Genomic DNA, 25,954 nt, shown 5'->3' with positions numbered 1-25,954 from the left:
CTCCTCAGCTGAAGCTGCAAGCTCCGCCTCTGGATGGCGGCTCCATGTCTTCGCGAACGAGATGGAGCCGCCCAAGCAGGCCCGCTCGAATATCGGGCATTCGCTCCCGTCTCTCAGGAGGCGAATACTTCTTGCTTGACGCGCCCGTCGTGCGTGCAATGCTGCGACCAACAGTGGCAGTGTACTCCGCCACGCTGATCGCCGAGCCAGATCGTCTTGACGATTTCTGGCGGTGACCGTGGTTGCCCCAAGCAGGACGCCAGCAACTTGGGGCGGCGTCAACGGTCGACGACGACCTGGCGTTACTCAGCTTCGAAGCGAAAGTCCTTTGAACTTTTCGGCTGGGAGCAATGCAATGAAAACACGCGCGGCCGTCGCTTTCGAGGCCAAGGCTCCACTCACCATCGTCGAACTCGACCTCGAAGGCCCCAAGGCGGGCGAGGTCCTCGTCGAGATCATGGCGACGGGCATCTGCCACACGGACGCCTACACGCTCGACGGGCTGGACAGCGAGGGAATATTTCCCTCTGTGCTGGGCCACGAGGGCGCAGGGATCGTGCGGGAGGTCGGCAGCGGCGTCACCACCGTGAAGCCAGGCGATCACGTCATTCCGCTCTACACGCCCGAATGCCGGCAATGCAAAAGCTGCCTGAGCCGCAAGACGAACCTGTGCACGGCGATCCGCGCCACACAGGGCAAAGGCTTGATGCCGGACGGAACCACCCGTTTCAGCTTCGAGGGCAAGCCGATCTACCACTACATGGGCTGCTCGACCTTCTCCAACTTCACAGTGTTGCCGGAGATCGCCGTCGCCAAGATCCGTGAGGACGCCCCGTTCAACTCGACCTGCTACATCGGCTGCGGGGTGACCACGGGGGTCGGCGCGGTGGTCAACACCGCCAAGGTCGAGGCCGGCGCGAACGTCGTGGTGTTCGGCCTGGGAGGCATCGGACTCAACGTGATACAGGGCGCCCGTCTGGTCGGCGCGGACAAGATCATCGGCGTGGACATCAACGACGCCAAGGACGAGTGGGGCCGCCGCTTCGGCATGACCCACTTCGTCAATCCCACCAAGCTGGACGGAGATATCGTCCAGCATCTCGTCCAGCTTACCGACGGCGGGGCGGATTACACGTTCGACTGCACCGGCAACACGACCGTGATGCGCCAGGCGCTGGAAGCCTGCCACCGCGGCTGGGGCGTCTCGGTGATCATCGGGGTCGCGGAAGCCGGCAGGGAGATCGCCACGCGGCCATTCCAGCTTGTCACGGGCCGCGTCTGGAAGGGAACGGCGTTCGGCGGCGCCCGCGGCCGCACGGACGTGCCCAAGATCGTCGACTGGTACATGAACGGGAAGATCGAGATCGACCCGATGATCACGCACGTGCTCAGCCTCGAGCAGATCAACGAAGGCTTCGACTTGATGCATCGAGGCGAGTCCATCCGCTCGGTGGTGGTCTACTAGCCGAGCGACAAGACGGAACAAGCAACAGGGAGGAGCGAGCTATGAGTGTGAAGATCCACCCGTCCGTCGACAATGGCGTCCAGCAGGGCTCGGGCCACTTCACGGGCGGGACGCTTGTCTGCAAGTGCTCCGATCGCCCCGTGAAGATCGGGGTGAAAGGTGATGTTGCGCATAACCACGCCTGCGGTTGCACCAAGTGCTGGAAGCCCATGGGGGCGACCTTCTCGGTCGTGGCCGTCGTGCCGCGCGACAACGTCACCATTCTCGAGAATGGCGACAAGCTCGCCGTCGTCGATCCATCGGCGACGATACAGCGCCACGCCTGCACGGTGTGCGGAACACACATGTTCGGGCGGATCGAGAACAAGTCCCACCCGTTCTATGGGCTGGATTTCATTCATCCCGAACTGTTCGAGGAAAGCGGATCGGCGGCGCCCACCTTCGCGGCGTTCGTATCTTCGGTCATCGAGTCCGGCGTCAATCCCGATGAGATGCCGGCCATCCGGGCGCGGCTCAAGGAACTGGGCCTCGAACCCTATGACTGCCTGTCGCCGCCCCTGATGGACGCGATCGCGGCCCATGTGGCGAAGTCCAAGGCTGCGGCCGCAGTGGCCGCCTGACGCACTGGATGGGCGGCGGCCTGATCGCCGCCCATCCGGCCCTCGCCCAAGCCTGTCGCACGCGCCGAGCGGAGTTTCCCGAAGAATGAGCCTCGAGACTGTTTCGACCAGCCGTTCGCACGGCGGGGTCCAGGGCGTTTACCGCCACCGGAGCCGCGCCACCGGCACGGACATGACCTTCTCCCTGTACATGCCGCCGCGCGCCGGCGAGGGCGCCAGGCCGCCCGTGGTCTGGTATCTGTCCGGCCTGACATGCACGCATGCGAACGTCACCGAGAAGGGCGAATTCCGGAGAGCGTGCTCGGAGCTGGGCCTTGCTTTCGTGGCGCCCGACACGAGCCCGCGCGGCGCTGACGTGCCAGGCGACCCCGGGGGCGCGTACGACTTTGGCCTCGGCGCCGGCTTCTACGTGGACGCGACCAGGGAGCCGTTCTCCCGGAACTACCGGATGTGGAGCTACGTGGTCGAGGAGCTCCCGGAGCTCATCGGCGCGCACTTCCCCGTCGATCGCGCGCGCCAGTCGATCATGGGCCACTCCATGGGGGGCCATGGAGCGCTGACCGTCGCCTTGCGCAATCCGGACCGCTACCGCGCGGCCAGCGCCTTCGCGCCCATTGTCGCCCCCTCGCAGGTCCCCTGGGGCATGAAGGCCCTGGGCGGTTATCTCGGGGATGACCGGCAGGCCTGGCGCAAGCACGACGCGGTCGCCCTGATCGAGGACGGCGCGCGATTCGACTCCCTTCTGGTGGATGTGGGCGACGCCGACCCATTCCTGACCGAACAGCTGCGACCGGAAATGCTGCAGCAGGCCTGCGCCAGGGCGGGGATCCCGCTCACGCTCCACCTCCGCCCGGGCTATGACCACAGCTACTATTTCATCTCGACCTTCATGCAGGACCATCTGCGCTGGCACGCTGACAGGCTCGGATAAGCGGTCCTTCAGTGCACGCCGTAATCGGGGGCGAGCAGGCGGTTGCGCAGCAGGTAGTCCAGCGCACGCGTCCAGGATTCGTCCGTGTTGCCCCGGAAGCTCACGCTCATGGCCGCGACTCTTTGGCCGGCGCTGGCGTCGTGCACATAGATGTTCATGTTGAGAATGAGGTTCGAGACCTTCTGGACCACGCCAGTGACGGAGAGATCCGCTCCGACCTTGCGTGCCAGTCGGACGTCGCACCCTCCGCAGGCCTGCAGGTTGGCTGCCGCCGCCTCATCCCTCACTGGAGCGATGTCCACGACGGCGAACCGCCCGGAGGCCTCGAGCCCTTTGCGGAGTTGCTGGCTGGCTCGCGCGAGCCGCTCCTGCTCATCGGCGCGCCTGGCCCCGCCCTCGAGGCTCATGTCCAGCAGTTCGAAATCGAAGACGGCGACCTTCGGCGGCCCGGCGACCGCCTGCGTCACGCAGGCGAGCAGCAGGCCCATGCAGGCGACAAGCATACGCAGCATGGAAGAATTCCCGGAAGCCGCGCAGGAGCAGCCTTGAGTCGATCTAAGGCGGTCGCATACTGTTTCAACTGTACAGGCGGTTGGATTCCATAACGAACGAGAAGGCGACGAAGCAGTCCCCACGGGCCTATGCAAGGGAGAGGCAGTTGAAAGCGTTCGCCCTGGGAGCGATGGCGTTTTGCATCTTCGCTTCCACTTGCCTCGCCGCAGAACCGGTCGAGATCAAGCTTGCCTATATCGGCCCGGCCAAGCTCCCGTCGACGCTCTCCCTGGTGGATCAACCCGCTGACGACGACGGGCTCGCGGGCGCCCGCCTCGCCATCCAGGACAACAACACCACGGGCGCGTTTCTCGACCAGCGCTTCACGCTGGAAGAGGTGCGGCTCAAGGATGGCGCCGACGCCGCCGCAGCTGCATCGGCGTTGGCCGACGGCGGGGTCTCGTTCATCCTCACCGACCTGTCGGCGGACGACACGCTTCGGGCCGCCGATGCCGTGCGCCAGCGCAGCGCCGTCATCCTGAACGTGGGCGCGCGAGACGACAGGCTCCGCGAAGAGGACTGTCGTGCAAACGTCATCCACGTCGCCCCCACCCGTTCGATGCTGGCGGATGGCCTCGCCCAGTATCTCGCCTGGAAGCGCTGGAAACGCTGGCTGCTGGTGGTGGGATCGCATCCGGCCGACCGGCTCTATGCCGACGCGTTGCGGCGCGCCGCAACGCGGTTCGGCGCCAAGATCGTCGCGGAACGCGTCTTCGAGGATCGGGGCGGCGCCCGCCGTACGGACAGCGGCGTCACCCTGATCCAGCGGCAGATGCCGGTGCTGACCCAGGACGCCCCTGAGTACGACGTGCTGGTGGCCGCCGACGAGAGCGAGACCTTCGGGGCCTACCTGCCCTATCGCACCTGGGACCCGCGCCCCGTCGCGGGCTCCGCCGGCCTCGTGCCCAAGAGCTGGGACGCCGCCCACGACCAGTGGGGCGCCATCCAGCTCCAGAACAGGTTCGTGAAGCTGAACTCCCGGCGGATGACCGAACTCGACATGCAGGCATGGACCGCGGCCCGCATGGTCGGCGAAGCCGCCGCTCGCACCCACTCCGGCGACCCCGGGAAGGTGTCCGACTACATGCGTTCCCCGGACTTCTCCCTGGCTGCGTTCAAGGGCCAGAGCCTGACCCTCCGGGACTGGAACCTCCAGCTGCGCCAGCCCATCCTGCTGGCCGACGGCCGCATGGTGGTCTCCGTCTCACCGCAGGAGGGCTTCCTCCACCAGACGTCGGAGCTCGATACGCTGGGCGTCGACCGGCCCGAGACCCGTTGCAAGCTGAAGTGAAGGAGTTTTGCCCCATGTGGCGAGCGTGTCTCCTCCTCGGATCGATGGCCGTGTGCCTGGTCGGCGCCAGCGAGCCCTCGCAGGCTTTCACGGCCTATGTCTCCAATGAGAAAAGCAACACGGTGTCGGTGATCGACACGGAGAAATGGGCTGTCACCAAGACCATCAAGGTCGGCCAGCGGCCTCGCGGGATCGAGGTCACCAAGGACGGGAAATACGTCCTCGTGGCGGTCGGGGACGACGACACCATCCAGATGATCGACACGGCGAAGCAGGAGGTGGCCGACACCCTCCCCTCCGGTCCCGACCCCGAGTTGTTCGTCCAGGACGCAGAGGGGAAGATCCTCTACGTCGCCAACGAGAACGACAACCTGGTGACGCTCATCGACATCGCCAGGCGCGCGCGCGTCGGAGACGTCCCCGTCGGCGTCGAACCGGAGGGCATGGCCATCAGCCCCGACGGCAAGACGCTGGTGAACACGTCCGAAACCACCAACATGGCCCACTTCATCGATACCGGGACGCGCGAAATCATCGCCAATGTGCTGGTGGACTCCCGTCCGCGCTTCGCCGAGTTCAAGCGGGACAACTCCGAACTGTGGGTCTCTTCGGAAATCGGCGGGACCGTGTCGGTGATCGACCCGGCCAAGCGGGCGGTGACCTCCAAGATCGAGTTCAGCATCCCGGGGCTGCGCCGGGAGGCGGTCCAGCCGGTCGGCATGAGCATCACCAAGGACGGCAAGACGGGTTTCGTCGCGCTTGGGCCCGCCAACCGGGTCGCCGTTGTGGATGGCGGCACGCACAAGGTGACCAAGTACCTCCTGGTCGGCCAGCGCGTCTGGCACACCGCCTTCACGCCGGATGAGAAATACCTGCTGGCGACGAACGGCCTGTCGAACGACGTCTCCGTGATCGACGTGGCGGCCCTCAAGGTCATCAAGACGGTTCAGGTCGGGGAGCTTCCCTGGGGAGTCGCGATGGCGCAGCAATGAACGGATGTGTCGCACAGTCGCCGACAGGCGGGATCGAAGGCGCCGAGGCCACCGGGCCCGTCGCACTCTCGGTCGAGGGCGTCAGCCACCGCTACGGCGACCGCCTGGCCCTCGATCGGGTGAGCTTCTCCGTGTCGCCCGCGTGCTTCGCGGCGCTGCTGGGCCTCAACGGGGCGGGCAAGAGCACCCTCTTCTCGCTGGCGACCCGGCTGCTCAGGATCCAGTCCGGCGCCATCCGGGTGTTCGGGCACGACATCCAGGCCCATCCCGGCGAGGCGCTCCGGTTGCTGGGCGTGGTGTTCCAGCCGCGCACGCTGGACCTCGAATTGTCGGTGACCCAGAACCTCCTGTACCACGCGGCCCTGCACGGGATGGGGCGGCGGGAAGCGCTGAAACGCTCGGCCGAGGCGCTGGCCCGCGTGGGGCTGACCGAGCGCGGCCGGGACAAGGTCCGGGGCCTCTCCGGCGGCCAGATGCGGCGCCTGGAGATCGCCCGCGCGCTCCTGCACCGGCCGCGCCTGCTGCTGCTCGACGAGCCCACGGTGGGCCTGGACGTCAAGGCGCGGGCCGACATCCTCGGGCATGTGCGCCGCCTTGTGGCCGAGGACGGGATCGGGGTGCTCTGGGCGACGCACCTGCTGGACGAAATCCGGCCCGAGGACGACCTCGTGGTCCTCCACCAGGGTCAGGTGCTTTCGACCGGCAAGACGTCGCGCTTCGTGGCCGCGGCGGGGGCCGAAGACCTCCGCTCGGCCTTCACGCGCCTCACGGGCGCGGGCGTCGGGAGCCTGGCGCCATGAGGCCTGACGCTCTCACCCCGAGGCGGGGGTTCTCGCCGGCGGAATACGCCAGGTGCCTGCACGGGATCGTCTGGAGGGAGGCGCTGCGCTTCGTTCACCAGCGGGAGCGCTTCGTGTCCGCGCTGGTGCGGCCGCTGGTCTGGCTGTTCATCTTCGCGGCCGGCTTCCGGCAGGTGCTCGGCGTATCCATCATTCCACCATACGAGACCTACATCCTGTACGAGGTCTACATAGCCCCGGGCCTGATGGCGATGATCCAGCTGTTCAACGGGATGCAGTCCTCGCTGTCAATGGTGTACGACCGCGAGATGGGCAACATGCGGACGCTGCTCGTCAGCCCCCTGCCCCGCTGGTTCTTGCTGTGCTCCAAGCTGGTCGCCGGAACCGTCGTCTCGGTGCTCCAGGTCTATGCGTTCCTGGCCATCGCGTGGTTCTGGGACATCCAGGCGCCGCCGGTCGGGTATCTCACGGTGCTGCCGGCCCTGATCCTCTCCGGCCTGATGCTGGGCGCGCTCGGGATGCTCATCTCGTCCGCCGTCAGGCAGCTCGAGAACTTCGCCGGCGTGATGAACTTCGTGATCTTTCCGATGTTCTTCGCCTCCTCGGCGCTCTACCCGCTGTGGCGGGTGCAGGAGGGCAGCCCGATCCTGTACCGCTTCTGCGAGCTCAATCCGTTCACCCATGCGATCGAGCTGGTCCGGTTCGCGCTCTATGGCCAGGTCAACTGGACGTCGCTCGCCGTGGTCGGCGGGTGCACGGTCGCGTTCATTCTGGGAGCCGTCTTCGCCTACGATCCCGCTCGCGGCTTCGTGCGGCGAAGGCCGACGGGAGCAGAGGCGTGAAGAGCCGCAGCATCGTGATGGCCCTCGTCCTGGGCGCCGCAGGCGTCCGGCCCGCCGCCGCGCTCGACCCGCGCTATCCGGACTGGCCCTGCAGCCAGGCCAAGGTGCCCGAGATCTCGCTGGCCGCCGTCTGGGCCGGGCCGCCGCTGGACGACCTCGCGCCGCGGTGGCGGGACGACCCCGGCATCCACGAGATGGTCGCCCGGCTCGCCGCCCGGCGCACGCCCCTGGCCGACGCCGAGCAGATGGCGGCCGACTTCCTCGCGCAGGCTCCGGCGGACAGGACCGAACGTGGGAAGGCGCTGTTCCGGGGCCTCTTCGACCGGCTGAACGCGGAGCGCTCAACGGTCATGAGCGGCCTCGAACGGGTCACGCGGAAACAGCGCCGGCAGGCGGAGAAGATCCGCTCCGATACCCTGGAGTTGGAGAACCTGCAGGAGGCGACCTCCCCTGACCAGGCGAAGATCACGCAGCTCTCCAGCCAGCTCGCCTGGGAAACGCGCATCTTCGAGGACCGCCGGCACGTCGTCCGGTTTGTCTGCGAGGCGCCCGTCGCCATCGACCAGAGGATCTTCGCGCTCGGCCGCGCCATTCAGCAGGCCATGGAAGAGTAGGCGCCCTACTCGCCGGGACGGGGCTCCGGCCGCGCCGTCTGGAGCGGCAGGTTGGCGCGCTTCCACCCGTCCGTCCCCTCGGGATACCAGGCAACCTTCTCGTAGCCCAGCGAGAGCGCGCGCTTGGCGGCGTTCCAGGACATCCAGCAATTCTCCATGCAGTAGAAGACCAGGAGCTTCGAGCGGTCTCCGCCGCTGGCGCGCTCCAGCCCGGCCCGCAGGTAGCTTTCGGTCACGGCGGCGATCGCGCCGTAGCCGGTGTCGGGGAGCCAGATGCTGCCCTGGATGTCCTGCCGGGGCTCGTCCCGCCAAACGGTCCCGGGAGGCAGGCCCTGGGGCTTGGGGGGATGGGGCAGGACGTCGATGAAGGCTGCCGAGCCCGACCGCCACAGCGCGGCGGCCTCCTCCGTCGTGAGCACGCGAGCGCCGCGCAGGGTCGCCGGCGTCGGCGCCCTGTAGTTCTCCATCCTGTACTGCTCCGGCTCCGGCGGCGGGCCGTCCTGGGCGTAAGCCGAGGCGCAGGCCAGGCTCAGCATACCGAACAGCAGGCTAATCAAGTGACCCATCAGGGCGCCTTGGTCAGGGTCTCGGCCGTGATCGGCTGGTTGTGCTCATCGAGCAGCGGCACCCCGAACTCGAGCAGCAGCCTGCTGATGTCCGGCTGGCTTTCCGCGATGAGCTTGTTGAGCTGACGTTTCCAGTTCTGATCAGAGGGGCGCACCCCCATGCCGATCCGAAAGACCAGGTGGGGCCCGGCGGTTTCCTTGACGAGCGGAATGACGCGCAGGGGCGGCTCGGTCTTCCGGGCGTAGTAGCCGGCCATCGGGCCCCACAGGACGCCGGCGTCGATCGCCCCCGACGTGAGATCCCTGATCATCGCCTGCGCGGACGAATCCACCCGCGTGTCCACCACCAGAGGATAGGGCTTGGCGCTGCCCATCAGGCCGTTCGCGGCCAGATTGGTGGCCGGCGGCGTGCCGGCCACGATGCCGATGTGCTTGCCCTTCAGGCGCGCATCGCCGAGGGTCGCGACCGTCTCGAGATCGCTGCCCGCCTTGACCACGAGCGCATAGGCCGTCCGGTAGTAGGGATTGGTGCCCTGGACGAGGTCGTCGCCCTGCGGAAAGCCCAGGATGACGTCGCACAGGTGGGCCCCCAGCGTCATGCGGACGAACCCTGTCGCCTGCGGGTAGTAGGTGTACGAAACCGTCTTGCCCAGTTTCCCGGCCAGGAGTTCGGCAAGCCGGTTCTCGAATCCCTCGCCCTTTTCGTTCGAGAACGGCAGGTTGTTCGGGTCGGCGCAGACCCTCAGGCGCTTGGGATCGACGAGTTCGATCGACAGGTCCTCGCTTTCGGCGGCCTGCGGCTGCTGGGGGTGCAGCGCCTGCGCTCGCGCGCGGTCGACATGCGGATAGGCGACCACGCTCGCCAGCGCGAGGCAGGATAGGAGCCGACGCAGGAGCGCGGGTCTCGCCATGCCGGGGTTCCTCCTTCGTCCGAATGTCGCCAGCGCCATCCCCGGCGCCGTCGCGACCGAGGGCCCGTCAGCTCTTGCCGATGCAGGCGTCCTCCTGCTGTTTGGCCGTCTCAGGCTTGGGCTCATGCTTGGCGGGCCTGCCGCGCGGCACGGCGTCGTTCGCCCTCGCGCGCAGATAGACGAAGATGTCGTCCATGTAGCAGGCCACGTTGGGGTTGTCGCCAAAGGCCGGCATGACGTTTTCCTGGGACGTGCTGACGTTCTTGCGCCCTCCGGCGACCACCGCCAGGAAATCCGGGTAGCTGAGCGTCTTCAGAGAGTTCTTCAGCGCGGGCGCATAGGTCGAGCCTTCGCCGTCGGGGCCATGGCAGACATGGCAATCCGAGTGGTAACGGCGAAAGCCGGAATAGGTGTACCAGTCGACGGTTCCGTCGGCGCCGACCTTGAAGGTCGGGTTGCCGTCTTTGTCGAGGTACTTGCCGTCATTGTTCTTGACTGGGCTGGGATCGCCGCTTCCGTCGGCGAAAGCTGGACCGGCGAGCGCCAGAAGCACGATCGCGGCCGTCAAATGGATGGATCGCACGAGCATGTCCTTCGGTTCGGGCGTGTTCGCCGGGGGACGAGCCGCCGCGCAGATGGCGTCCGCGCGGCGGGAAGAGGCCCGCAGTTCAGCCGGCGTGCGCTCAGTCAGGCAGCTTGAACGCCACCAGCGTTCCGCCCAGGGCCGTGTAGTTGTTCAAGGCGGCGTAGCCGCCCACCGCGCCGAGGCCCGCCGTCGGGTCGGTCAGTCCGGCCGCGAGGCCGATCCCGGCCCAGCCGCCGACGCCGGAGAGGACGGCGATGTACTGCTTCCCGCCCTGCTCGTAGGTGGTGACGTTGCCGATGATGCCGGACGGGGTCTTGAACCTGTAGAGCTCCTTGCCCGTCTTCGCGTCGACCGCTTTCAGGTAGCCTTCGAGCGTGCCGTAGAAGACCACGCCTCCGGCCGTCGCGAGGGCGCCGGACCAGACGGAAAACTGCTCGTTGATGGTCCAGGCCGCCTTGCCCGTCTTGGCGTCCCACGCCACGAAGTTGCCCATGTTCTTGTCGCCGGGAGGCGGGTACATGGACAGCGTGGCGCCGACATAGGGCTGTCCGGCGGTGTATTTGACGCGGAATGGCTCGTAATCCATGCAGACGTGGTTCGTCGGCACGTAGAACAATCCTGTGTCGGGCGAGTAGGCCGCGGGCTGTTCGTCCTTGGTGCCGAGCGCCGCGGGGCAGATGCCCTTCACGTTCACGTCTTCGCCCTGTTGGTCCGTGGAAAACTCCTTGACGACGAGCGGCCGCCCGTAGGTCTTGGAGTTCTTATCCATGTCGACCTTGGTGGCCCAGTTCACCTTCGGGTCGTATTTTTCGGCGCTCAGCAATTCGCCGTTCGTGCGATCGAGCACGTAGGCGAAGCCGTTGCGGTCGAAGTGTACCAGCGTCTTGCGCATGGTCCCGCCGATATTCTGGTCGGCCAGGATCATCTCGTTGACGCCGTCGTAATCCCACTCGTCGTGGGGCGTCATCTGGTACACCCACTTGACCTTGCCGGTGTCGACGTCGCGCGCCCAGATCGTCATCGACCAGCGGTTGTCGCCAGGCCGCTGCTTGGGATTCCAGGTCGAGGGATTGCCCGAGCCGTAGAACATCAGGTTCTGCTCAGGATCGTAGGAGTACCAACCCCACGTGGTGCCTCCGCCAATCTTCCACTGGTCGCCTTCCCACGTGTTGGTGCCGGAATCCTTGCCGACCGGCTTGCCCAGATTGGTCGTCTTTTCGGGGTCGATCAGGGTGTCGCTGTCCGGTCCCATCGAATAGCCGCGCCAGACGAGCTTTCCGTCCTTGATGTTGTAGGCCGACATGGAGCCGCGGACGCCGAATTCGCCGCCCGAAATCCCGACCATGACCTTGTCCTTGAAGATCATGGGCGCAGACGTTCCGGTCTCGCCTTTGCTCGGATCGCCGTTCTTGACGGACCAGACGACCTTGCCGTCCTTTGCGTCCAAGGCGACCAGCGTCGTATCCGACTGATGGAGGAAAATCTTTCCATCCGCATAGGAGACGCCGCGATTGACCGTGTCGCAGCACATCACCGGGATCACATTTGGATCCTGCTTCGGCTCGTACTTCCAGACGATCTTGTTGTCGTCCTTCAGGTTCAGGGCGTAAACGATGTTGGGGAAAGGCGTGTGCACGTACATCATGTCGCCGATGACGAGCGGGCCACCCTCATGCCCCCGCAGCACGCCTGTCGAAAACATCCAGGCGACCTGAAGCTTTCCGACGTTTTCTGCGGTGATCTGCTTGAGTTGTGAGAACCGGTGGTTGGCGTAATCGCCGGTCGGCATCACCCAGTCTTTTGGGTTCTGCGACATCTTGATGAGTTCGTCATTGGCGCTGGCGGGCCCACCGGCAAACGCCATCATTACACCGAGACAACTGGTGACCAGGATCGTGCGCATCGCATTTCCTCCCGCGTCTTTTTTTGACAGCCTTAGGTGTTGCGTCTCCCCATCGTCACACCGGCGACTACGCCGGACAGCGGCTTTCGAGCCACGACTCTAAGTATCCAGCAAGCCACGGGTTGCAGGATTACTGCTTTAGGGTAGCACTTGAATGCTAATCCCCTCCCCCGGATGGTGCAACAGAAAAGAACATTCGTTTCGTGGCAGCCTAAGTCTCCGGCTCCATGTACTTGCCAAGCCTCTTTAAATGCGACAACAGCTCCGCCCACGCCTGCCCTTCCAGAATTCCAGAGTGAAATGATGTTCGATTCATAAATGATCTTTTTTGTTACTCGGCTGACGGAAACATGGCGCAACGATTGCCGTCACCTGCCGCCATCGAGTTTGGTAAGGTCAGCCGTCAGGGCTCCGCCCATGCGGGAAGCCTGCCGAGAGGATCGGATCCGCCATGCGGATTCTACGCAAGTTCGCCCTCGTCCTGGCCCTCGCGTCGCTCGCGGGGCGGGCGCCGAGTTCAGCCGGCTCTGCCGACGCTCTGACCCCGTTGCCAGTGACGGAGGTCGCGCCCGGAACATTCGTCTTCGAGGGCGCCGTTTCCCTGATGACCAGAGAAAACGAAGGCGCGATCGCCAACCTCGGCTTCGTCGTCGGCCGCGACGCGGTAGCGGTGATCGACTCTGGCGGGAGCGTGCTGGAAGGAATGCGCCTCCGGGCCGCGATCCGCGGAAAGACAGCCAAGCCGATCCGCTACGTCATCAACACCCACGCCCACCCCGATCACATCTTCGGCGACGCCGCCTTCCTGCAGGACGGCGCGGCCTTTGTCGGCCACCAGAACCTGCCGCAGGCGCTGGCTGTCCGAGGGCCGTTCTACCTGGATGCGTTTCGTCCCATTCTCGGCGATGAACTCATGCGCGACGTGAAGTTGGCCCCGCCGACCCAGCTCGTTCAGGGCTCGGCCGAACTCGACCTGGGCGGTCGGCGTCTGACGCTGCAGACCTGGCCGACGGCGCACACCGACAGCGACCTGACCGTGTTGGACCAGTCCACGGGGACGCTTTTCGCCGGCGACCTCGTCTTCGTGGAGCACATCCCCATCGTCGACGGCAGCATCCGGGGTTTTCTGGCGAGCATCGATCAGCTCGCCGGGACCGAGGCGCGACGCGTCGTGCCGGGCCATGGGCCGGTCAGCGCCTGGCCTGAGGCCCTTGCCGGCGAGAGGCGCTACCTCGACCAGTTGGCGCGTGACGTGCGCGCCCTGATCGCGCGTGGAGAACGCCTGGAAACGGCGGCTCAAACAGCCGCCGCGTCCGAAAGATCCAGATGGAAGCTCTTCGAGGAGTACAATGCCCGGAACGCGACCGCCGCGTTTTCGGAACTGGAGTGGGAATAAGGCCCAGGATCCCCGGATCGGGATGCGCGCCCGTCCCCTCCCACGCAAGGACGCCGATCATGATCAGCTCATGTCTTCGCCAGCTTTGCCTCGTCGCAGCCGTGGCGGCCCCGATCTGCGCCCAGGCCGCCGCGCCCGAGGACGACGACCCATGGCCGGGACTCGTCCAGGACATCTTCCAGGGCCGCCCCATGGAGGACGGCTCCCGCTTGATCGTTCTGGAGGCTCCGAACCGGGCGGAGGACGCCGCCGTCGTTCCGGTGACGCTCCGGACCACGCTTCCCCCGGGCGACGCCCGCTACCCGATGTCCATGACGCTCGTGATCGACCACAACCCCGCACCGATGGCGGCCAGGTTCGAGTTCGGGCGCGACTCCACCATCACGGCGCTTTCGACCCGGGTTCGCGTCAACGCCTATACGGATGTGCACGCCGTTCTCGAGCTCAGCGACGGCAAGCTCTACGTCACGAAGAAATACGTGAAGGCGTCCGGCGGATGCTCGGCGCCTGCGGCCAAGGACGCCGAAGCGGCGAAGAAGAGGCTGGGCCAGCTGCGGTTCCGCCAGTTCGCCACGCCGCCCGACCCGCAGGCGAGCCGGACCCGCGAGGCTCAGTTGATCATCGGCCACCCCAACAACTCGGGGCTGCAGATGGATCAGCTGACGCATCTCTACATCCCGCCCTCCTTCGTCAATGAGGTCCGCATCTGGCGAAACGACGAGATGATGCTCTCGATGGAGGGCGGGATATCGATCTCGGAGGATCCGAACATCCGCTTCACGTATGTGGCCGGAGACGAGGACCGCATCCGCGTGGAGGCGAAGGACACCGACGGCAGGGTGTTCAAGGGCGAGTGGCCTTCGGAACAACCCGGGCCCTGAAGGCTCGGCGCCAGACGCCCCGGGCCTGGCGGGGCGCTTGCGGCGCGCTGAGCCGCTAGAAGCAGCGCACCTCCGCTTCCGCCTGCGCGCGCCGAAGGTCGTTCAACGCGGCGGTCGCCTGCTCGGTCGAGCGGAACTGGGTCCCGAGCGCGCCCTGCACCTGGGCCATACTGAGCACCGTCTCGGCGGTGACGTACCGGTCGTAGGGGACCAGCGTCGCCACGACGTCGATCGAACACGAACATTGCTCGAGGGCCATCCGGGTTTCGCCATTGGCCTTCATGCAGCCGAAGACATAGTCGGCGCGGGCCGCGGTCGGATAATCGTTCAGGTCCTCAGCCTTGGCGGGAACGGAAGCGGCGCACGCCAGCAGGACGAGCAGGGAGGGTCTCAGCCAGGCAAACATGAGCTATCCTTCCGCTCGAAGCCGCCATGCGCAAGACCCCGGGCGGGCGAAATCGGCGAGCCCCAGGGCGGTTCAGAGCATCCCCGGAAGGTTACAGGCCTTGAACAGCACCATCCGCCGCCACGCGCTTCGCCTGCTCGCCGCGCTCTTCGTCCTGCTGGGGGTCGTCGCTCCAGCTGCCGCCCGCGATGCGATCCGGCTCGCCGTCCAGCAGACCGGGACGGTCGCATGGGAACTTGCGGTCATCCAGGCCCATCGGCTGGACGAGGAGGCGGGCCTCACGCTGGACGTCGTGAAGCTCGCCAGCCCGGAAGCAGGCAAGATCGCGCTTTTGGGCGGGTCCGCGGACATCATCGTGTCCGACTGGCTGTGGGTGTCCCGGGAGCGGTCGCAGGGATTTCCCCTCGCCTTCTCCCCCTATTCGAGCGCCCTGGGCGCGGTCATGGCCCCGTCGTCGTCGCCGGTGCGCGCCTTGGCGGACCTCAAGGGCCGAAAACTCGGGGTCGCGGGCGGGCCGCTCGACAAGAGCTGGCTGCTGCTCCAGGCGGCCGCGCGCCAGGACGGCGTCGACCTCAAGGCCGAGGCCAGCATCGTGTACGGCGCCCCCGCCCTGCTGGCCCAGAAGGTCGCGGGCGGCGAGATGGACGCCAACCTGAACTACTGGAACTTCTGCGCCGCGCTGGAGGCGAAGGGCTTCCGGCGGGTCGCCAGCATGGAGGACCTGCTCCCCAGGCTCGGAGCGAAGGGCCGCACCGCGATGGTCGGCTACGTCTTCGACGAGCGCTGGGCGGCCAAAAACGCGGACGCGGTCGCCCGCTTCATCGCCATGACGCGCCGCGCGAAGGACATCCTGTCCAGCTCCGACGCCGAATGGGAGCGCATCGCGCCGCTCACGGGAGCCTCCGACGCCGCGACCCTGCAGGCCTACCGCGATCGCTACCGGGAGGGCGTCCCACGCCGGCCGGTGGCGGACGAGGCGGCGGACGCCGCCACCCTCTACCGGGTGCTGGCCGAGATTGGAGGGCCCGACCTCGTGGGTCCGGCGCGGGAGCTGGACCCCGGGACCTACTATCACGCCGAACCGGGACGCTGAGCGATGCTGCGCCTGCTGTCCGTGGGCCTGTTCGTGCTGGCGTGGCAGGCCGCCTCGTGGCGCGTCGGAGGGCAGCTGCTTCCGGCGCCGGCGACGGTCCTGGGCGCCGTCGTGGCGGAGGCCCGGTCCGGGGCGCTGTTCCTGCACCTGGGCGCGACGCTGGCGCGGGTCGCCCTGTCCTTCGCCCTGGCGATGACGCTGGGGACGGCGATCGGCTACGTCATGGGCCGCAGGCGGACCGTCGACAGGCTCGCCGACCCCTGGCTGCTGATCCTGCTCAACCTGCCGGCGCTGGTGGTCATCGTGCTCGCCTATGTGTGGGCCGGGCTGACCGAGGCCGCCGCCATCGGGGCGATCGCGATCAACAAGCTGCCGAACGCCGTGGTGACCGTCCGGGAAGGGGCGCGCGCGCTCGATCCCACGCTGGACGAGATGGCGTCCGTGTTCGCGGTTCCGGCCTGGCGGCGACTTCGGCACGTCGTCGTCCCGCAGCTTGCGCCCTACCTGGCCGCGTCGGCCCGATCGGGGCTGTCGCTCGTCTGGAAGATCGTGCTCGTGGCCGAGCTCCTGGGCCGACCCAACGGCGTCGGCTTCGAGATCGGGGCTGCGTTCCAGTTGTTCGACATCACCCGTATTCTCGCCTACGCTTTGAGCTTCTCGGTCGTCGTGCTTTCGATCGAACTCCTGTTGGTGCAGCCCCTTGAACGATATGCGTCCCGCTGGCGTCAGCGCGCTGCTTGAGGTCGACATCGAACGCAAGGCATGGGCGGCCTCGGCCGGGGATCGCCTCCAGGTTCTGGAAAACGTGAGGTTCACGCTTCGCCACGGCGAGGTGGGGGTGTTCTTCGGCCCGTCGGGGTGCGGCAAGACCACCATGCTGCGCATCATCGCAGGGCTGGATCCGGACTACACGGGCAGGGTCGTGCGCCCGCCGCACGCGCGCATCGGGATGGTGTTCCAGGAGCCTCGCCTGCTCCCCTGGCGGTCGGTGGACGACAATGTGCGGTTCGTCGCGCCCGACATCACCGAGGAGCGACTGTCGGCGCTGTTCGCGATCCTGCAACTCGACCGCCATCGCACGCACTTCCCGGGCGAGCTCTCGCTCGGCCTCGCCCGCCGCGTCGCGATCGCGCGCGCCTTCGCGGTCGAGCCGGACATCCTGATCCTCGACGAGCCGCTCGTGTCCCTGGACGCCAGGCTCTCGGCGCATATCCGGGATGAACTCGCCGCGCTCGTGGACAGCAGGCCCGTGACGACCCTGCTGGTCACCCATTCGCTCGACGAGGCGGTCCGGCTCGGCGACCGCATTTTCCTCATGTCGGCCCGCCCTGGCCGGATCGTGTCGGAGACCTTCATCCCCAAGCCGCGCGCGGCGCGAGACGCGTCCGACGTCGCGGCGATCAAGCGCCGCGTCGAGCATGAGGCCGAGCGCCAGGGCTCGGTCGCGACCTGACCCTCTGGGGAGCTGCCCGGAGACGCGGGTTGGACTGCGCAGCCGTCGCCTGCCGCTAGGCCTTGTCGTTGCTGTGTGGGATTTCGCAGTGCCAGCGCACCACGCGCCACTGCGGATGTTCGTCGACCCACTTGGCGATGTAGGGCGGCGCCGACATGGCGCATTGTCGCGGGGAGGCGCCCGAGGCCATCGGGAGATGCTCGTCCTGGCACTGGGCCGGAAGAGCGATCGCGCAAACGGTGATGATCAGGGCTATCATGGCTTCGCCACGGTTCCGGGTGGACGTCATACCCCCTGCATGCTGGCGGACGCCAACGCCTGGCGGGCGAGAAGGCGAGCCCAGGAGATGTAAGTATGCGCATCAATGCCGACTTCAACCGCCGGGCTGTCGTCCATGCCGCGTCCCAGGATTGGACGCCCTCCCCCGCCGCCGGGGTCGAGCGGAAGATGCTCGACCGCGTGGGCGAGGAAGTCGCCCGGGCGACCACCATCGTGCGCTTCGCGCCGGGCAGCGCCTTCAGCGAGCACACCCATGGCGGCGGCGAGGAGTTCCTCGTTCTCGAAGGCGTCTTCCAGGATGAACTGGGGGACTATGGCGTCGGATCCTACGTCCGAAACCCGCCGACCTCCCGGCACGCGCCCCGTTCGGCCGAGGGTTGCACAATCTTCGTCAAGCTGCACCAGTTCGATCCGGCCGACCGGCGTCATGTCCGCCTGGACATCGATGCCATCGCTCCCGTCTCCGTGGACGGGGCGGCCGGCGTGACACGAATTTCCCTGTACCAGGACGAGCACGAGACCGTCTGCGTCGAGAACTGGGCGCCGGGCGCAAAGATCACCCGGGACCTTCCGGGCGGCCTTGAAGCTCTGGTCCTCCGAGGCGGCTTCCAGGAGCACGAGGACACCCTCGCTCCCTGTTCCTGGCTGCGGCTGCCCAAGGGATCGCGCCTCGAGGCGACAGCCGGGGCCGAGGGCGCCAGGGTCTGGATCAAGACCGGGCACTTGCTGGCCCTGGGCTAGCCGAGGGGCCAAGGCTGCAGCGCCTTGCTTCGGCCATGCTTGCCAGCCTCACTTTCCCCGAGGCCAGCGCCAACCAGGGAGCGCGGATCATGGGGGGAGCCTCTGCATTGCGTGGCCGCCTGGCTTCGCTCGTCGCGCTCGCGTCTCTCGCGGCGGCTCCTGCCCAGAGCCACGACATCTACAACGGCTTGAAAGACCCAGCCGGGCGACTCTGCTGCGGGGGCGATCCCGTGACAGGGGACTGCGAACCCGTCGAATATCGCATGCTGCCCAACGGGGACGCGCTGATGGACTCCAGGCGCTATGGCCGATCGGTGCTGGTGGCCCATGACAAGATCATCTGGATGGCCGTGCCAGGGGCGGAGGAAGTCGAGGCGCACTGGTGCGGACGGCCTTATGCGAGTTCTGGCTACCACACAGGCGAACCGCTGCAGATCGACCAGAATTTCTACACGCTGTGCGCCTTCATCCGGCCCGGCGACACGTAGGAGCCTTGGCCTGCCGCGCGCCGCCGGGCTCGTTTCACCCGACCTGACGATCAGTGTTCGCCGACGGGCTCGCGACCTTCGAGCGGGATCACGAGCTTCACGCTGACCACCCCGTCGCGCGTGGTCGGGGCGGCTTTCGCCACGGCCGGGCGCCGGGGCGCCAGGACGGCCACCTGGTGGGGAGAGGCCGGCATCCCGTTCACGGTCGGCACGAAGGCGCCGACCTGCTCCTCCATGTTTGGCAGACCCAGCAGCGCCGCCTGGTGCGGCGTGATCGGCAGCCCGTTCACCTCGAAGGTCGGAAAGCCGCCGGCGGACGCCGCAGATGCGCAGAGAATGATGGCCGCAGCGGATGCGGCAGTCGCAAGACCGGGGTTCATGATGACGCCCCTCATCTGACCGGGGAGGAATCCCCGGGCATGGTGATAGGCCTCCGGGCGCGTTTGGGATGTGCGCCGCATCACATGGGCGTGAAATAAACCCCGGATGCCTGGACCTCAGGTGGACGGCCAGCCACCCGATCCGGGGTGCGACGGGCGCCCAAGGGGCTCCAGGCCTGCGTCGCGGATCTTCAACCACCCCCCGCTCACAAGCAGGCACACGAGGGCGACGCCGGTGACGCCGGCGAGCATCATCCAGGCTTCGTTGATGGCGATCGTCATGGCCGCCCTGCGCACCAGGGGTTCGACGAAGGCGATCTCGGCCGCCGTGGGCGGCGACGTCCGGTCCAGCAGCGCCGGTGCGATGCCCACGAACCGCGCGGCCTGGGCGTCGGCCGCTTTCAGGCTCTCGACCAGCCGGTCGGCGTGGGTTGGCAGGCGACTGAAAATGACCGTGTCGATGAGCGCCAGACCGATCGCGCCCCCGAGGTTGCGCATCAGGTTGAACAGGCCGCTCGCGTCCGGGACCTTCTCGTGCGGCAAATGCCCGAGCGCCAGCCTGGTTGGCGGAAGCAGGCAGAACATGACGGCCAGCCCGCGCAGCACCTGCGGCGCGGCCATCTCGCGGAAATCCGTCGTCGGGGTCTGTAAGGCGCTGGCGGCGAGGCCGGCGCCGAACAGGGCGAAGCCCGCGGCGCTGAGCAACCGCGCGTCCCAGCGCTTCTCCAACGCGACCGCGAGCGGCGTGACGAGCAGTTGCGCCACGCCCGTCACCAGCATGGTTTCCCCGATGGCCAGGGCGTCGTGGCCGCGGACGAAGCCGAGGAAGAACGGCATCAGGTAGACGGAGCCGAAAAGCCCCATTCCCAGAATGAAGCTGAGCGCGCAGCCGAGGGAAAAGCGCAGCGCCGCGAAGTTGCGCAGATCGACTACCGGCTCGTCCGAGCGCAGCATCCGGCGAATAAAGGCCCCACCGCACAGCACGGAAACGGACATGAGCCCCAGGACCCGCGCCGATGACCATCCCCGGCCCGGCGCCTCCTTCAGCCCGATCTCCAGGCACGCCAACCCGACCGCCAGCAGGCAGACCCCGACGACGTCGATGCGGGCCGCGAGGCGCAGGTCAGGCCGGTCGCGCGGCAGGAAGAACGCGGCCAGAAAGCCGGCGACCAACCCCGGGGCCAGGTTGATCAGGAAGAGCCAGCGCCAGGAATAGGCGTCGGTAATCCATCCGCCCACGACCGGCCCCAGGGTGGGCGCCAGAACGGCGAGCACGCCCGCGAAGGTCGTGGCGAGCGTCTGGTCGCGCTCGTCGAACAGCAGGAACACGGCGGCGAAGACGCTCGGGATCAGCGTCCCGCCCGAGAGCCCCTGGAGCAGACGCCAGCCGATCAGCGCACCGAAAGAACCGCTGGAGGCGCACCCTGCCGACGCCAACGTGAACAGAAGCACGGCGGCGACGAAGAGCCACCGCATGCTCAGCGTCCGCGTCAGCAGGCCGGTGAGCGGAATGGCGACGATCTCGGCGATCAGATAGGCGGTCTGGATCCAGCTTACCTCGTCCTCGGACATGCCGAGCGCCGTGCGGATGGTCGGCAGGGAGGTGGCGACCACCTGCACGTCCAGGATGGCCATGAACATGCCCACCCCCATGCAGGCGAAACCCGCCCAGGCCTGGATGCTCGGACGCGCTACTGGGGCCATCTGGCGTCCTCTCGATCAGTCGGACATGTGTCGGTCAGCGTGAACCGGGCGGCGCGGGCCCCGTGAGCCCGAAGGCTCAGGAGGCCTCCTCGAACTGCTGGAAGGTCGCATCCGCCAAGGCGCCCAGTTGCGCCCTGTCCAGCGAACCCGTCACGACATAAACGCAGTCGTCGTCGACCCAATAGAAGGCGAGCAGGTCGGATGTCCTAAGGAAGCGCATGGCGCTGCGGCCGGGCTCGGCGGACTGGATGTAGACTGTCACCCGGGCTCCGCTGTCGTCCTGGTACATGATCAGCGCGGCGGTTCCGGTCGATCCCGGTAGGACGCGGCCTCCGACCAGGGCGAAGCCTTTCGCCGACAGGTCAGGCACGGGCAGCCGCCGTCCCAGGCGCCGCGAGATCCAGGACGCGAGTTCGCCGCTGTCGCCGGCCACCTCCACGGGGCGGCGCACCTCCGGCGCGAAGGTCCGATGCGCCTGCAGCGCTTCCTGGGCGATGCTTCGCCAGTGCACCTGGCGGAAGGGCGGCAGGGATTCCGCCCCGAGCCAGCCATTGGCCATCCAGCCTGCGCCAGCCCCGACGGCGATCAGCCCCGCCGCGGCAAGCGCGAGGGCCCATTGGCGGCTCCAGAAATGGCGCGTGACCCCCGGGCGCGCTTCGGAGGCCTCCACCCGGGGCTCGTCGCCAACGCCAAGCGCCTGGCGCAGCAACAGCAGGTCCGCCTGGTAATCGGCGACGCGCGCAGCCTCCTCCGGCCGCTCCTCCAGATAGGCCTGGACTGCGCGGGCGCGCCTTCGGTCGAGCCGCCCGTCAACATAGGCCTGGAGATCCTCTTCCTGGACCAGACGGGCTTTCATTTCACGGTCCTCAGGCGAAGGGGCGGCGGGTCTCGCAGGGCCTGCCGGAAATGCTCTCGCGCGCGGCTCAGGCGCGACATGACGGTGCCCACAGGCACGCCGAGCGCCTCGGCCGCCTGGCGGTACGACAGTTCCTCGACGCCGATCAGGAGGAGCACGGCCCTGTGCTCCGGGCTCAGCTTCTGGAGCTGGTCCAGCACGCTGTCGTGCAGCATGCGATCCTCCTGGGTCGGGCGGATCGGCGGCTCCTCGGGCAGGTCGCCCAAGGACGCGGTCGGCCCGCGGCGGCCGCGCAGGCGAGCGCCGCTGACGAAGAGGTTGTGCATGATGGCGAACAGCCACGCCCGCAGGTCTCCTTCCGGCCGTCGCGCGGACCAGTTCCGGAGGGCTCGCTCCAGGCAATCCTGCAGCAGGTCGTCGCCGGAGGACGCGTCCCGAAGCAGCCCGCGCGCATAGCGGCGCAGGCTCGGGATGTGCGGCTCGATCAGCGCAGACCGCTCGTCCAATCGCCCCTCCCCGCTCCCCATCGGAAGCGTCGGCGGCCGGGCTCCGCCGGCTATCCCCGCCAGAAGCCAAGACGCCGCGAAGGCCGCGATTATTCCCGAGATCCTCCCCCATGGAGCGGGCGGGCGCCTGGATCTCACCAAATGGTGATCGCCCGTCCCTCCATGCCTGGAATGCGGCGGCGCTCGTGGGCGTCATTCTCTCAGCAGCAGGAGGAGGCCCATGCCGGCATACATCAACGCCATCGCAACCGCCGTTCCGCCACATGACGTGCACGACGTCTATCTCCGCTTCGCCGAGCGGCGCTTGCCCGCCCGCGAAGCCAACCTGTTTCGCCGCATGGCCGAGCGGGCGGGCATCGCCCATCGCTATTCCGTGCTGGCGCCCGCCGAGACGGGCGACGCGTTGGACCGGGAAGGCCTTTTCGCTCCCGGCGGGTTCGCCGGGACTGCCCGCCGCATGGCGGTGTTCGCCCGCGAGGCGCCCGTGCTGGCCGAAGCGGCGGTCGCGGGCCTGGACGCCGGCGCGCAACGCTCCGGCGTCACGCACCTGGTGCTCGCCACCTGCACCGGGTTCGTGGCGCCCGGGGTCGACCAGATCCTGTGCGAGCGGCTCGGTCTCGGGCCGGACGTCGAGCGCACCGTGGTGGGCTTCATGGGATGCGCCGCGGCCGTGAACGCCCTGCGGGTCGCCCACCACATCGTGCGCTCCGAGCCGGACGCGACCGTTCTGGTGGTGAATGTCGAGCTCTGCACCCTGCATCTGCAGGACACGGTCGACCTCGAGGCCACCCTCATGGCCATGCTGTTCGGCGACGGCGCTTCGGCGGCGATCGTCTCCGCCCGGCCGGAAGGGCTTCTTCTCCGGGACTTCAGGTCGGTGACGATCCCCGGTTCGGAGGACCTGATCACGTGGCGGATCGGGAACGCCGGCTTCGACATGGCCCTTTCCGGCGAGGTCCCGGCCCGCATTGAGAGCGCCCTGCGGCATGAGCCGGCCCGCGCCGGCCAGGGCCTGCTTCGGGGCGACGGGCCGGGCGACGTGTCGCTGTGGGCCGTGCACGCCGGCGGGCGCACCATCCTGGACGCCGTCCAGCACGGCCTCGCGCTCCCGGGCGACGCGCTCGTCCGGTCCCGCGGCGTGTTGCGCGACTACGGCAACATGTCCTCCCCCACCCTCATGTTCGTGCTGGAGCGCATGCTGCGCGAGGGCGGCGAGTCGGCGCCGGGCTTCGCCATGGCGTTCGGCCCCGGGCTCGTCGCCGAGACCTTCCGCTTCGAGAGGCTGGCCGCGGCCGGCCGGATGCAGGCGGCGGCGTGAGGCTGGGCGCATCCCCGGAAGGCCTCCTCGAGCGCCTCGCCGTCTGGTTCCGGTGGGGGCCGAAGCCGGTCGCGGACACGCACGCGGCGTTCCTGTTCGCGCGCATCGTGATGGCGGCCGCGGACGCGGGCGTGTTCGAGGCGCTCGCGGACGGGCCCCTGGGCGCGCAGGAGGCGGCCGCGCGCCTGCGGCTGCAGCCGCGCCCGCTGGAGCAGGCGATGCGCGCGCTCGCCGCGCAGGGGTACCTGATCGCGCGGCCGGACGGGCGCTACGCGCTGACGCGCGGCGCGCGCCAGTGGCTGCTCGCGGACAGCGCGGACACGGTCGTGCACAAGCTCGCGTTCCAGCGCGCGGAGTGGGCGTGGACGGAGCGCCTGGACGGGTGGCTGCGCGACGGCGCGCCCGTGGACATGCACGCGAGCATGGGCGCGGACGACTGGCGCCTGTACCAGCGCGCCATGCGCGACATGGCCGCGCAGCCCGCGCGCGAGCTGGCGCGGCGCCTGCCCCTGCGGGCGCCCGCGCGCATGCTCGACCTCGCGGGCGGGCACGGGCTCTACGCGGCCGCGCTCTGCCGCGCGCACCCGGGCCTGAGCGCGGTCGTGCTCGAGCGCGCGGAGGCGCTCCCGGAGGCGCAGCGCCTGCTCGCGCGCGAGCGCATGGGTGCGCGCGTACGCCACCACGCCTGCGACATCCTCGCGGACGCGTGGCCCGCGGGCGCCTACGACGTCATCCTCCTCGCCAACGTCGCGCATCACCTCACGGAGGGGGAGAACCTGGAGGTGGCGCGGCGGGCGGCGGGGCTGCTGGCGCCGGGCGGGGCCTTCGTGGTCGTCGACCACCTCGACCAGGGCCTGCGCGAGCGCTCCCGCATCGCCCCTGTGCTGAGCGTCTTTTTCGGGCTGACGAGCGCCAGCGGAACATGGCCGGTCGAAGCCGTCGCGGGCTGGATGCGGGAGGCGGGGCTCGAGCCGGCGAAGCCGCTCCGGTTCCTGCGGTCACCGGGGCTCGTCGCCCTGGCTGGCCGCCTCAAGCGGCGACGGCCGGCGGGCCCCAGCGCTAGTTCCCCGCAGGCTTGAGGACGATGATCTCCGCTCGCCCCGAGCGTGCTGGCGCTGCGACGAAAAGCCGGTCGAGCTCCGGGGAGAAGAGGGAGGTCCTCGCCCCCTGCCCCGTCGGGATCTTCTCGGTCTCGCCGCCCTCGCGGTCCGGGCGGACCGCGACGACGCCCTCGCCGCAGCTGACATAGATACGGCGTCGGCGCGGATCGAAGAACACGTCGTCGGCGTCGCCGCAGGTCGGCGCATGCCACCGGATGGCCCCGTCAGGGCGATAGCGCAGCAGCGCGGCGGACTGCCGCGCGACCACCGCCAAGCCCTCGCCCCGCGGCGCCAGGGCCATCGGAAAGTTGGCCCGGAACCGGCCCGTCTTCCATGTCGCGACCTGCTTGCCGGTCGATACGTCCAGCACGGCGATCTCTTGTCGGTCAGGCGCGTTGACGAAGGCTTTCCCCGAGTTCCGGTCGACCTGGAAGCCTTCCGGATGGGCCTTCAGCGGCAGGGTCGCGGTCACCTTCCTGGACGAGGCGTCGATCACCGCGAGGGCGCCGGAGCCGTAGCCCACGAAAATCTGGCCGCGGCTGATCCGCACGTTGTCGGCATCCTCGCCGAGGTCGATCCGGCCCAGGGGCTTCAGCGAAACCCCGTCGAACACGCGCACCGAGCCGTCCCGGGCGTTTGCGACCCACAGGGTGCGCGTCTTCGGCTCCCAGCCCACGCCCTGGGGTTCGGCCAGTCCTTCGATGCGGTCGACCACCCGGCCGGCCCGAAGATCGACCACAGCCACGGTGTCGTTGCCGAGTTCCGCCACGAACAGCCGGCGGCCGTCCAGGTCGAGGGCGAGGTGGTCGATGCGGCCTTTCACGGCGCCGAGCGGGACGCGCGCCTCAACCGTCAGCGTGGCGGCCCTGGCCGGAAGCGGAACTCCGGCCAGGACCGCCGCAAGCGCCAGGCTCACTCCTGCTGCTGTCCGCATCTGGCGATCTCGCCCTCGCTGTGCTGCTTTTGCGCCGCCAGCACGTCCTTGTGCTGCGGTTCCATGCCCGCCTTGGGCGCGCCGCCCGCCAGGCTCACCTTGTCGAGCGCGGCGCGCAGGCCGGTCGCGACCTTGCGGGCCTCATCATTGGCCCAGAAATGCATGAAGAAAAGCCTCGGCTCATCGGCCAGCATGTGGTTGTGCAGGGCGGTCACCTCGATGCCGTTGGCCCGCAGCGCCCTGAGCACCGGGCGCCCCAGTCGGGCGCAGCGAGGGCGGTGGAGCCGGCGAGAATGGCGGCGGACGCTACGAAGATTGCGATGGCTCGGCCCATGGCGCTTCTCCT

Annotated in this window: 29 protein-coding genes and 1 pseudogene; 17 read left to right on the top strand and 13 right to left on the bottom strand. The window is 68.2% G+C overall.

Annotated features, from left to right (window positions below; genetic code table 11):
- Positions 1–355: 355 nt before the first annotated feature.
- The 3 genes from SLNSH_RS09105 (at position 356) to fghA (ending at position 3,016) form a co-directional block, all read left to right on the top strand.
- A complete protein-coding gene (locus tag SLNSH_RS09105; protein WP_106336357.1) occupies positions 356–1,465 on the top strand; it encodes an S-(hydroxymethyl)glutathione dehydrogenase/class III alcohol dehydrogenase in 1,110 nt (369 codons plus the stop codon).
- A 41-nt stretch (positions 1,466–1,506) separates the two neighbouring features.
- Positions 1,507–2,085: an S-(hydroxymethyl)glutathione synthase gene (gene gfa, locus SLNSH_RS09100; protein WP_106336356.1), complete on the top strand. Its 579-nt coding sequence runs from the start codon at positions 1,507–1,509 to the stop codon at positions 2,083–2,085.
- Positions 2,086–2,170: 85 nt separating this feature from the next.
- Positions 2,171–3,016 carry an S-formylglutathione hydrolase gene (gene fghA / locus SLNSH_RS09095; protein WP_106336355.1) on the top strand — a complete coding sequence of 282 codons (846 nt, stop codon included), beginning with the start codon at positions 2,171–2,173 and terminating at the stop codon, positions 3,014–3,016.
- Between the two features lie 8 nt (positions 3,017–3,024).
- Here the strand turns inward: fghA and SLNSH_RS09090 are convergent, their stop codons facing one another.
- Positions 3,025–3,528, bottom strand: a complete 504-nt coding sequence (locus SLNSH_RS09090) for a DUF3280 domain-containing protein (RefSeq protein ID WP_245422170.1) — start codon at positions 3,526–3,528, stop codon at positions 3,025–3,027.
- Between the two features lie 170 nt (positions 3,529–3,698).
- On the opposite strand from SLNSH_RS09090, the gene SLNSH_RS09085 reads away from it, so the two are divergent.
- From SLNSH_RS09085 to SLNSH_RS09065, 5 genes are read left to right on the top strand one after another with little or no spacing between them, the layout of a single operon-like run.
- A complete protein-coding gene (locus SLNSH_RS09085; RefSeq protein WP_106336475.1) occupies positions 3,699–4,859 on the top strand; it encodes an ABC transporter substrate-binding protein in 1,161 nt (386 codons plus the stop codon).
- A 14-nt stretch (positions 4,860–4,873) separates the two neighbouring features.
- Positions 4,874–5,851: a YVTN family beta-propeller repeat protein gene (locus SLNSH_RS09080; protein WP_245422168.1), complete on the top strand. Its 978-nt coding sequence runs from the start codon at positions 4,874–4,876 to the stop codon at positions 5,849–5,851.
- The gene (locus tag SLNSH_RS09075) at positions 5,848–6,651 is read left to right on the top strand and encodes an ABC transporter ATP-binding protein (protein ID WP_106336353.1); all 804 of its coding nucleotides are present in this window, start codon (positions 5,848–5,850) and stop codon (positions 6,649–6,651) included. The genes SLNSH_RS09080 and SLNSH_RS09075 overlap by 4 nt, the downstream gene beginning before the upstream one ends.
- Positions 6,648–7,493, top strand: a complete 846-nt coding sequence (locus tag SLNSH_RS09070) for an ABC transporter permease (RefSeq protein ID WP_106336352.1) — start codon at positions 6,648–6,650, stop codon at positions 7,491–7,493. Before SLNSH_RS09075 ends, SLNSH_RS09070 begins: the two co-directional genes overlap by 4 nt.
- Positions 7,490–8,107: a hypothetical protein gene (locus SLNSH_RS09065; protein ID WP_106336351.1), complete on the top strand. Its 618-nt coding sequence runs from the start codon at positions 7,490–7,492 to the stop codon at positions 8,105–8,107. Before SLNSH_RS09070 ends, SLNSH_RS09065 begins: the two co-directional genes overlap by 4 nt.
- A 5-nt stretch (positions 8,108–8,112) precedes the next feature.
- Here the strand turns inward: SLNSH_RS09065 and SLNSH_RS09060 are convergent, their stop codons facing one another.
- From SLNSH_RS09060 to xoxF5, 4 genes are all read right to left on the bottom strand, one after another.
- On the bottom strand, positions 8,113–8,643 hold the full coding sequence (locus SLNSH_RS09060; RefSeq protein ID WP_245422191.1) for a PQQ-dependent catabolism-associated CXXCW motif protein: 531 nt from the start codon (positions 8,641–8,643) through the stop codon (positions 8,113–8,115).
- A gap of 29 nt (positions 8,644–8,672) precedes the next feature.
- A complete protein-coding gene (locus SLNSH_RS09055; RefSeq protein ID WP_196240227.1) occupies positions 8,673–9,584 on the bottom strand; it encodes a substrate-binding domain-containing protein in 912 nt (303 codons plus the stop codon).
- A gap of 67 nt (positions 9,585–9,651) precedes the next feature.
- The gene (locus SLNSH_RS09050; protein WP_106336348.1) at positions 9,652–10,173 is read right to left on the bottom strand and encodes a c-type cytochrome, methanol metabolism-related; all 522 of its coding nucleotides are present in this window, start codon (positions 10,171–10,173) and stop codon (positions 9,652–9,654) included.
- Positions 10,174–10,267: 94 nt separating this feature from the next.
- Positions 10,268–12,073: a lanthanide-dependent methanol dehydrogenase XoxF5 gene (xoxF5, locus tag SLNSH_RS09045; protein ID WP_106336347.1), complete on the bottom strand. Its 1,806-nt coding sequence runs from the start codon at positions 12,071–12,073 to the stop codon at positions 10,268–10,270.
- Positions 12,074–12,524: 451 nt separating this feature from the next.
- Here xoxF5 and SLNSH_RS09040 point away from each other — a divergent pair, with 451 nt between their 5' ends.
- Entirely contained in the window at positions 12,525–13,469 is a 945-nt protein-coding gene (locus tag SLNSH_RS09040; RefSeq protein ID WP_106336346.1) for a quinoprotein relay system zinc metallohydrolase 2, read from the top strand.
- A 59-nt stretch (positions 13,470–13,528) separates the two neighbouring features.
- Positions 13,529–14,350 carry a quinoprotein dehydrogenase-associated SoxYZ-like carrier gene (locus SLNSH_RS09035; protein ID WP_106336345.1) on the top strand — a complete coding sequence of 274 codons (822 nt, stop codon included), beginning with the start codon at positions 13,529–13,531 and terminating at the stop codon, positions 14,348–14,350.
- A gap of 55 nt (positions 14,351–14,405) precedes the next feature.
- Here SLNSH_RS09035 and SLNSH_RS09030 read toward each other — a convergent pair whose 3' ends face one another.
- Positions 14,406–14,756, bottom strand: a complete 351-nt coding sequence (locus SLNSH_RS09030) for a hypothetical protein (RefSeq protein WP_106336344.1) — start codon at positions 14,754–14,756, stop codon at positions 14,406–14,408.
- A gap of 100 nt (positions 14,757–14,856) precedes the next feature.
- Between SLNSH_RS09030 and SLNSH_RS09025 the strand changes: the two genes are divergently transcribed.
- Genes SLNSH_RS09025 through SLNSH_RS09015 form a run of 3 tightly spaced genes read left to right on the top strand, consistent with a single transcriptional unit; the run spans position 14,857 to position 17,302 of the window.
- Positions 14,857–15,849: an ABC transporter substrate-binding protein gene (locus SLNSH_RS09025; protein WP_425352987.1), complete on the top strand. Its 993-nt coding sequence runs from the start codon at positions 14,857–14,859 to the stop codon at positions 15,847–15,849.
- Positions 15,850–15,852: 3 nt separating this feature from the next.
- Entirely contained in the window at positions 15,853–16,590 is a 738-nt protein-coding gene (locus tag SLNSH_RS09020; protein ID WP_106336342.1) for an ABC transporter permease, read from the top strand.
- Complete coding sequence (locus SLNSH_RS09015) at positions 16,559–17,302, top strand: ABC transporter ATP-binding protein (protein WP_106336341.1); 744 nt, start codon at positions 16,559–16,561, stop codon at positions 17,300–17,302. The genes SLNSH_RS09020 and SLNSH_RS09015 overlap by 32 nt, the downstream gene beginning before the upstream one ends.
- A gap of 55 nt (positions 17,303–17,357) precedes the next feature.
- Here the strand turns inward: SLNSH_RS09015 and SLNSH_RS09010 are convergent, their stop codons facing one another.
- Entirely contained in the window at positions 17,358–17,561 is a 204-nt protein-coding gene (locus SLNSH_RS09010) for a hypothetical protein (RefSeq protein WP_106336473.1), read from the bottom strand.
- A gap of 95 nt (positions 17,562–17,656) precedes the next feature.
- On the opposite strand from SLNSH_RS09010, the gene SLNSH_RS09005 reads away from it, so the two are divergent.
- Both SLNSH_RS09005 and SLNSH_RS09000 read left to right on the top strand, forming a co-directional pair.
- Entirely contained in the window at positions 17,657–18,322 is a 666-nt protein-coding gene (locus SLNSH_RS09005) for a cupin domain-containing protein (protein WP_106336340.1), read from the top strand.
- An 89-nt stretch (positions 18,323–18,411) separates the two neighbouring features.
- Positions 18,412–18,810: a hypothetical protein gene (locus SLNSH_RS09000; RefSeq protein WP_146140228.1), complete on the top strand. Its 399-nt coding sequence runs from the start codon at positions 18,412–18,414 to the stop codon at positions 18,808–18,810.
- A 50-nt stretch (positions 18,811–18,860) separates the two neighbouring features.
- Here SLNSH_RS09000 and SLNSH_RS08995 read toward each other — a convergent pair whose 3' ends face one another.
- From SLNSH_RS08995 to SLNSH_RS08980, 4 genes are all read right to left on the bottom strand, one after another.
- Positions 18,861–19,190: a hypothetical protein gene (locus tag SLNSH_RS08995; protein WP_106336338.1), complete on the bottom strand. Its 330-nt coding sequence runs from the start codon at positions 19,188–19,190 to the stop codon at positions 18,861–18,863.
- 117 nt (positions 19,191–19,307) lie between these two features.
- Positions 19,308–20,894, bottom strand: a complete 1,587-nt coding sequence (locus tag SLNSH_RS08990; protein WP_106336337.1) for a DHA2 family efflux MFS transporter permease subunit — start codon at positions 20,892–20,894, stop codon at positions 19,308–19,310.
- Between the two features lie 76 nt (positions 20,895–20,970).
- Positions 20,971–21,750 carry an anti-sigma factor family protein gene (locus SLNSH_RS08985; protein ID WP_106336336.1) on the bottom strand — a complete coding sequence of 260 codons (780 nt, stop codon included), beginning with the start codon at positions 21,748–21,750 and terminating at the stop codon, positions 20,971–20,973.
- Positions 21,747–22,256, bottom strand: coding sequence for an RNA polymerase sigma factor (locus SLNSH_RS08980; protein WP_106336335.1), 510 nt, complete (start codon positions 22,254–22,256; stop codon positions 21,747–21,749). The genes SLNSH_RS08985 and SLNSH_RS08980 overlap by 4 nt, the downstream gene beginning before the upstream one ends.
- A 220-nt stretch (positions 22,257–22,476) precedes the next feature.
- Between SLNSH_RS08980 and SLNSH_RS08975 the strand changes: the two genes are divergently transcribed.
- Together SLNSH_RS08975 and SLNSH_RS08970 are read left to right on the top strand one after the other, a co-directional pair.
- Positions 22,477–23,574, top strand: a complete 1,098-nt coding sequence (locus SLNSH_RS08975; protein ID WP_106336334.1) for a type III polyketide synthase — start codon at positions 22,477–22,479, stop codon at positions 23,572–23,574.
- Entirely contained in the window at positions 23,571–24,653 is a 1,083-nt protein-coding gene (locus SLNSH_RS08970) for a class I SAM-dependent methyltransferase (protein WP_106336333.1), read from the top strand. The genes SLNSH_RS08975 and SLNSH_RS08970 overlap by 4 nt, the downstream gene beginning before the upstream one ends.
- Here the strand turns inward: SLNSH_RS08970 and SLNSH_RS08965 are convergent.
- Positions 24,634–25,608: a YncE family protein gene (locus SLNSH_RS08965; protein WP_106336332.1), complete on the bottom strand. Its 975-nt coding sequence runs from the start codon at positions 25,606–25,608 to the stop codon at positions 24,634–24,636. The two genes, SLNSH_RS08970 and SLNSH_RS08965, sit on opposite strands and share 20 nt — an antisense overlap.
- 80 nt (positions 25,609–25,688) lie before the next feature.
- Positions 25,689–25,859: pseudogene (locus tag SLNSH_RS25320) on the bottom strand (DUF1259 domain-containing protein); the annotation flags it as partial.
- Positions 25,860–25,954: the final 95 nt, after the last annotated feature.

The organism is Alsobacter soli (assembly GCF_003004785.1).
GTDB lineage: Bacteria > Pseudomonadota > Alphaproteobacteria > Rhizobiales > Beijerinckiaceae > Alsobacter > Alsobacter soli.
Note: the sequence above shows the minus strand (reverse complement) of the source record. Positions and strands in the feature narration are given on the sequence as shown.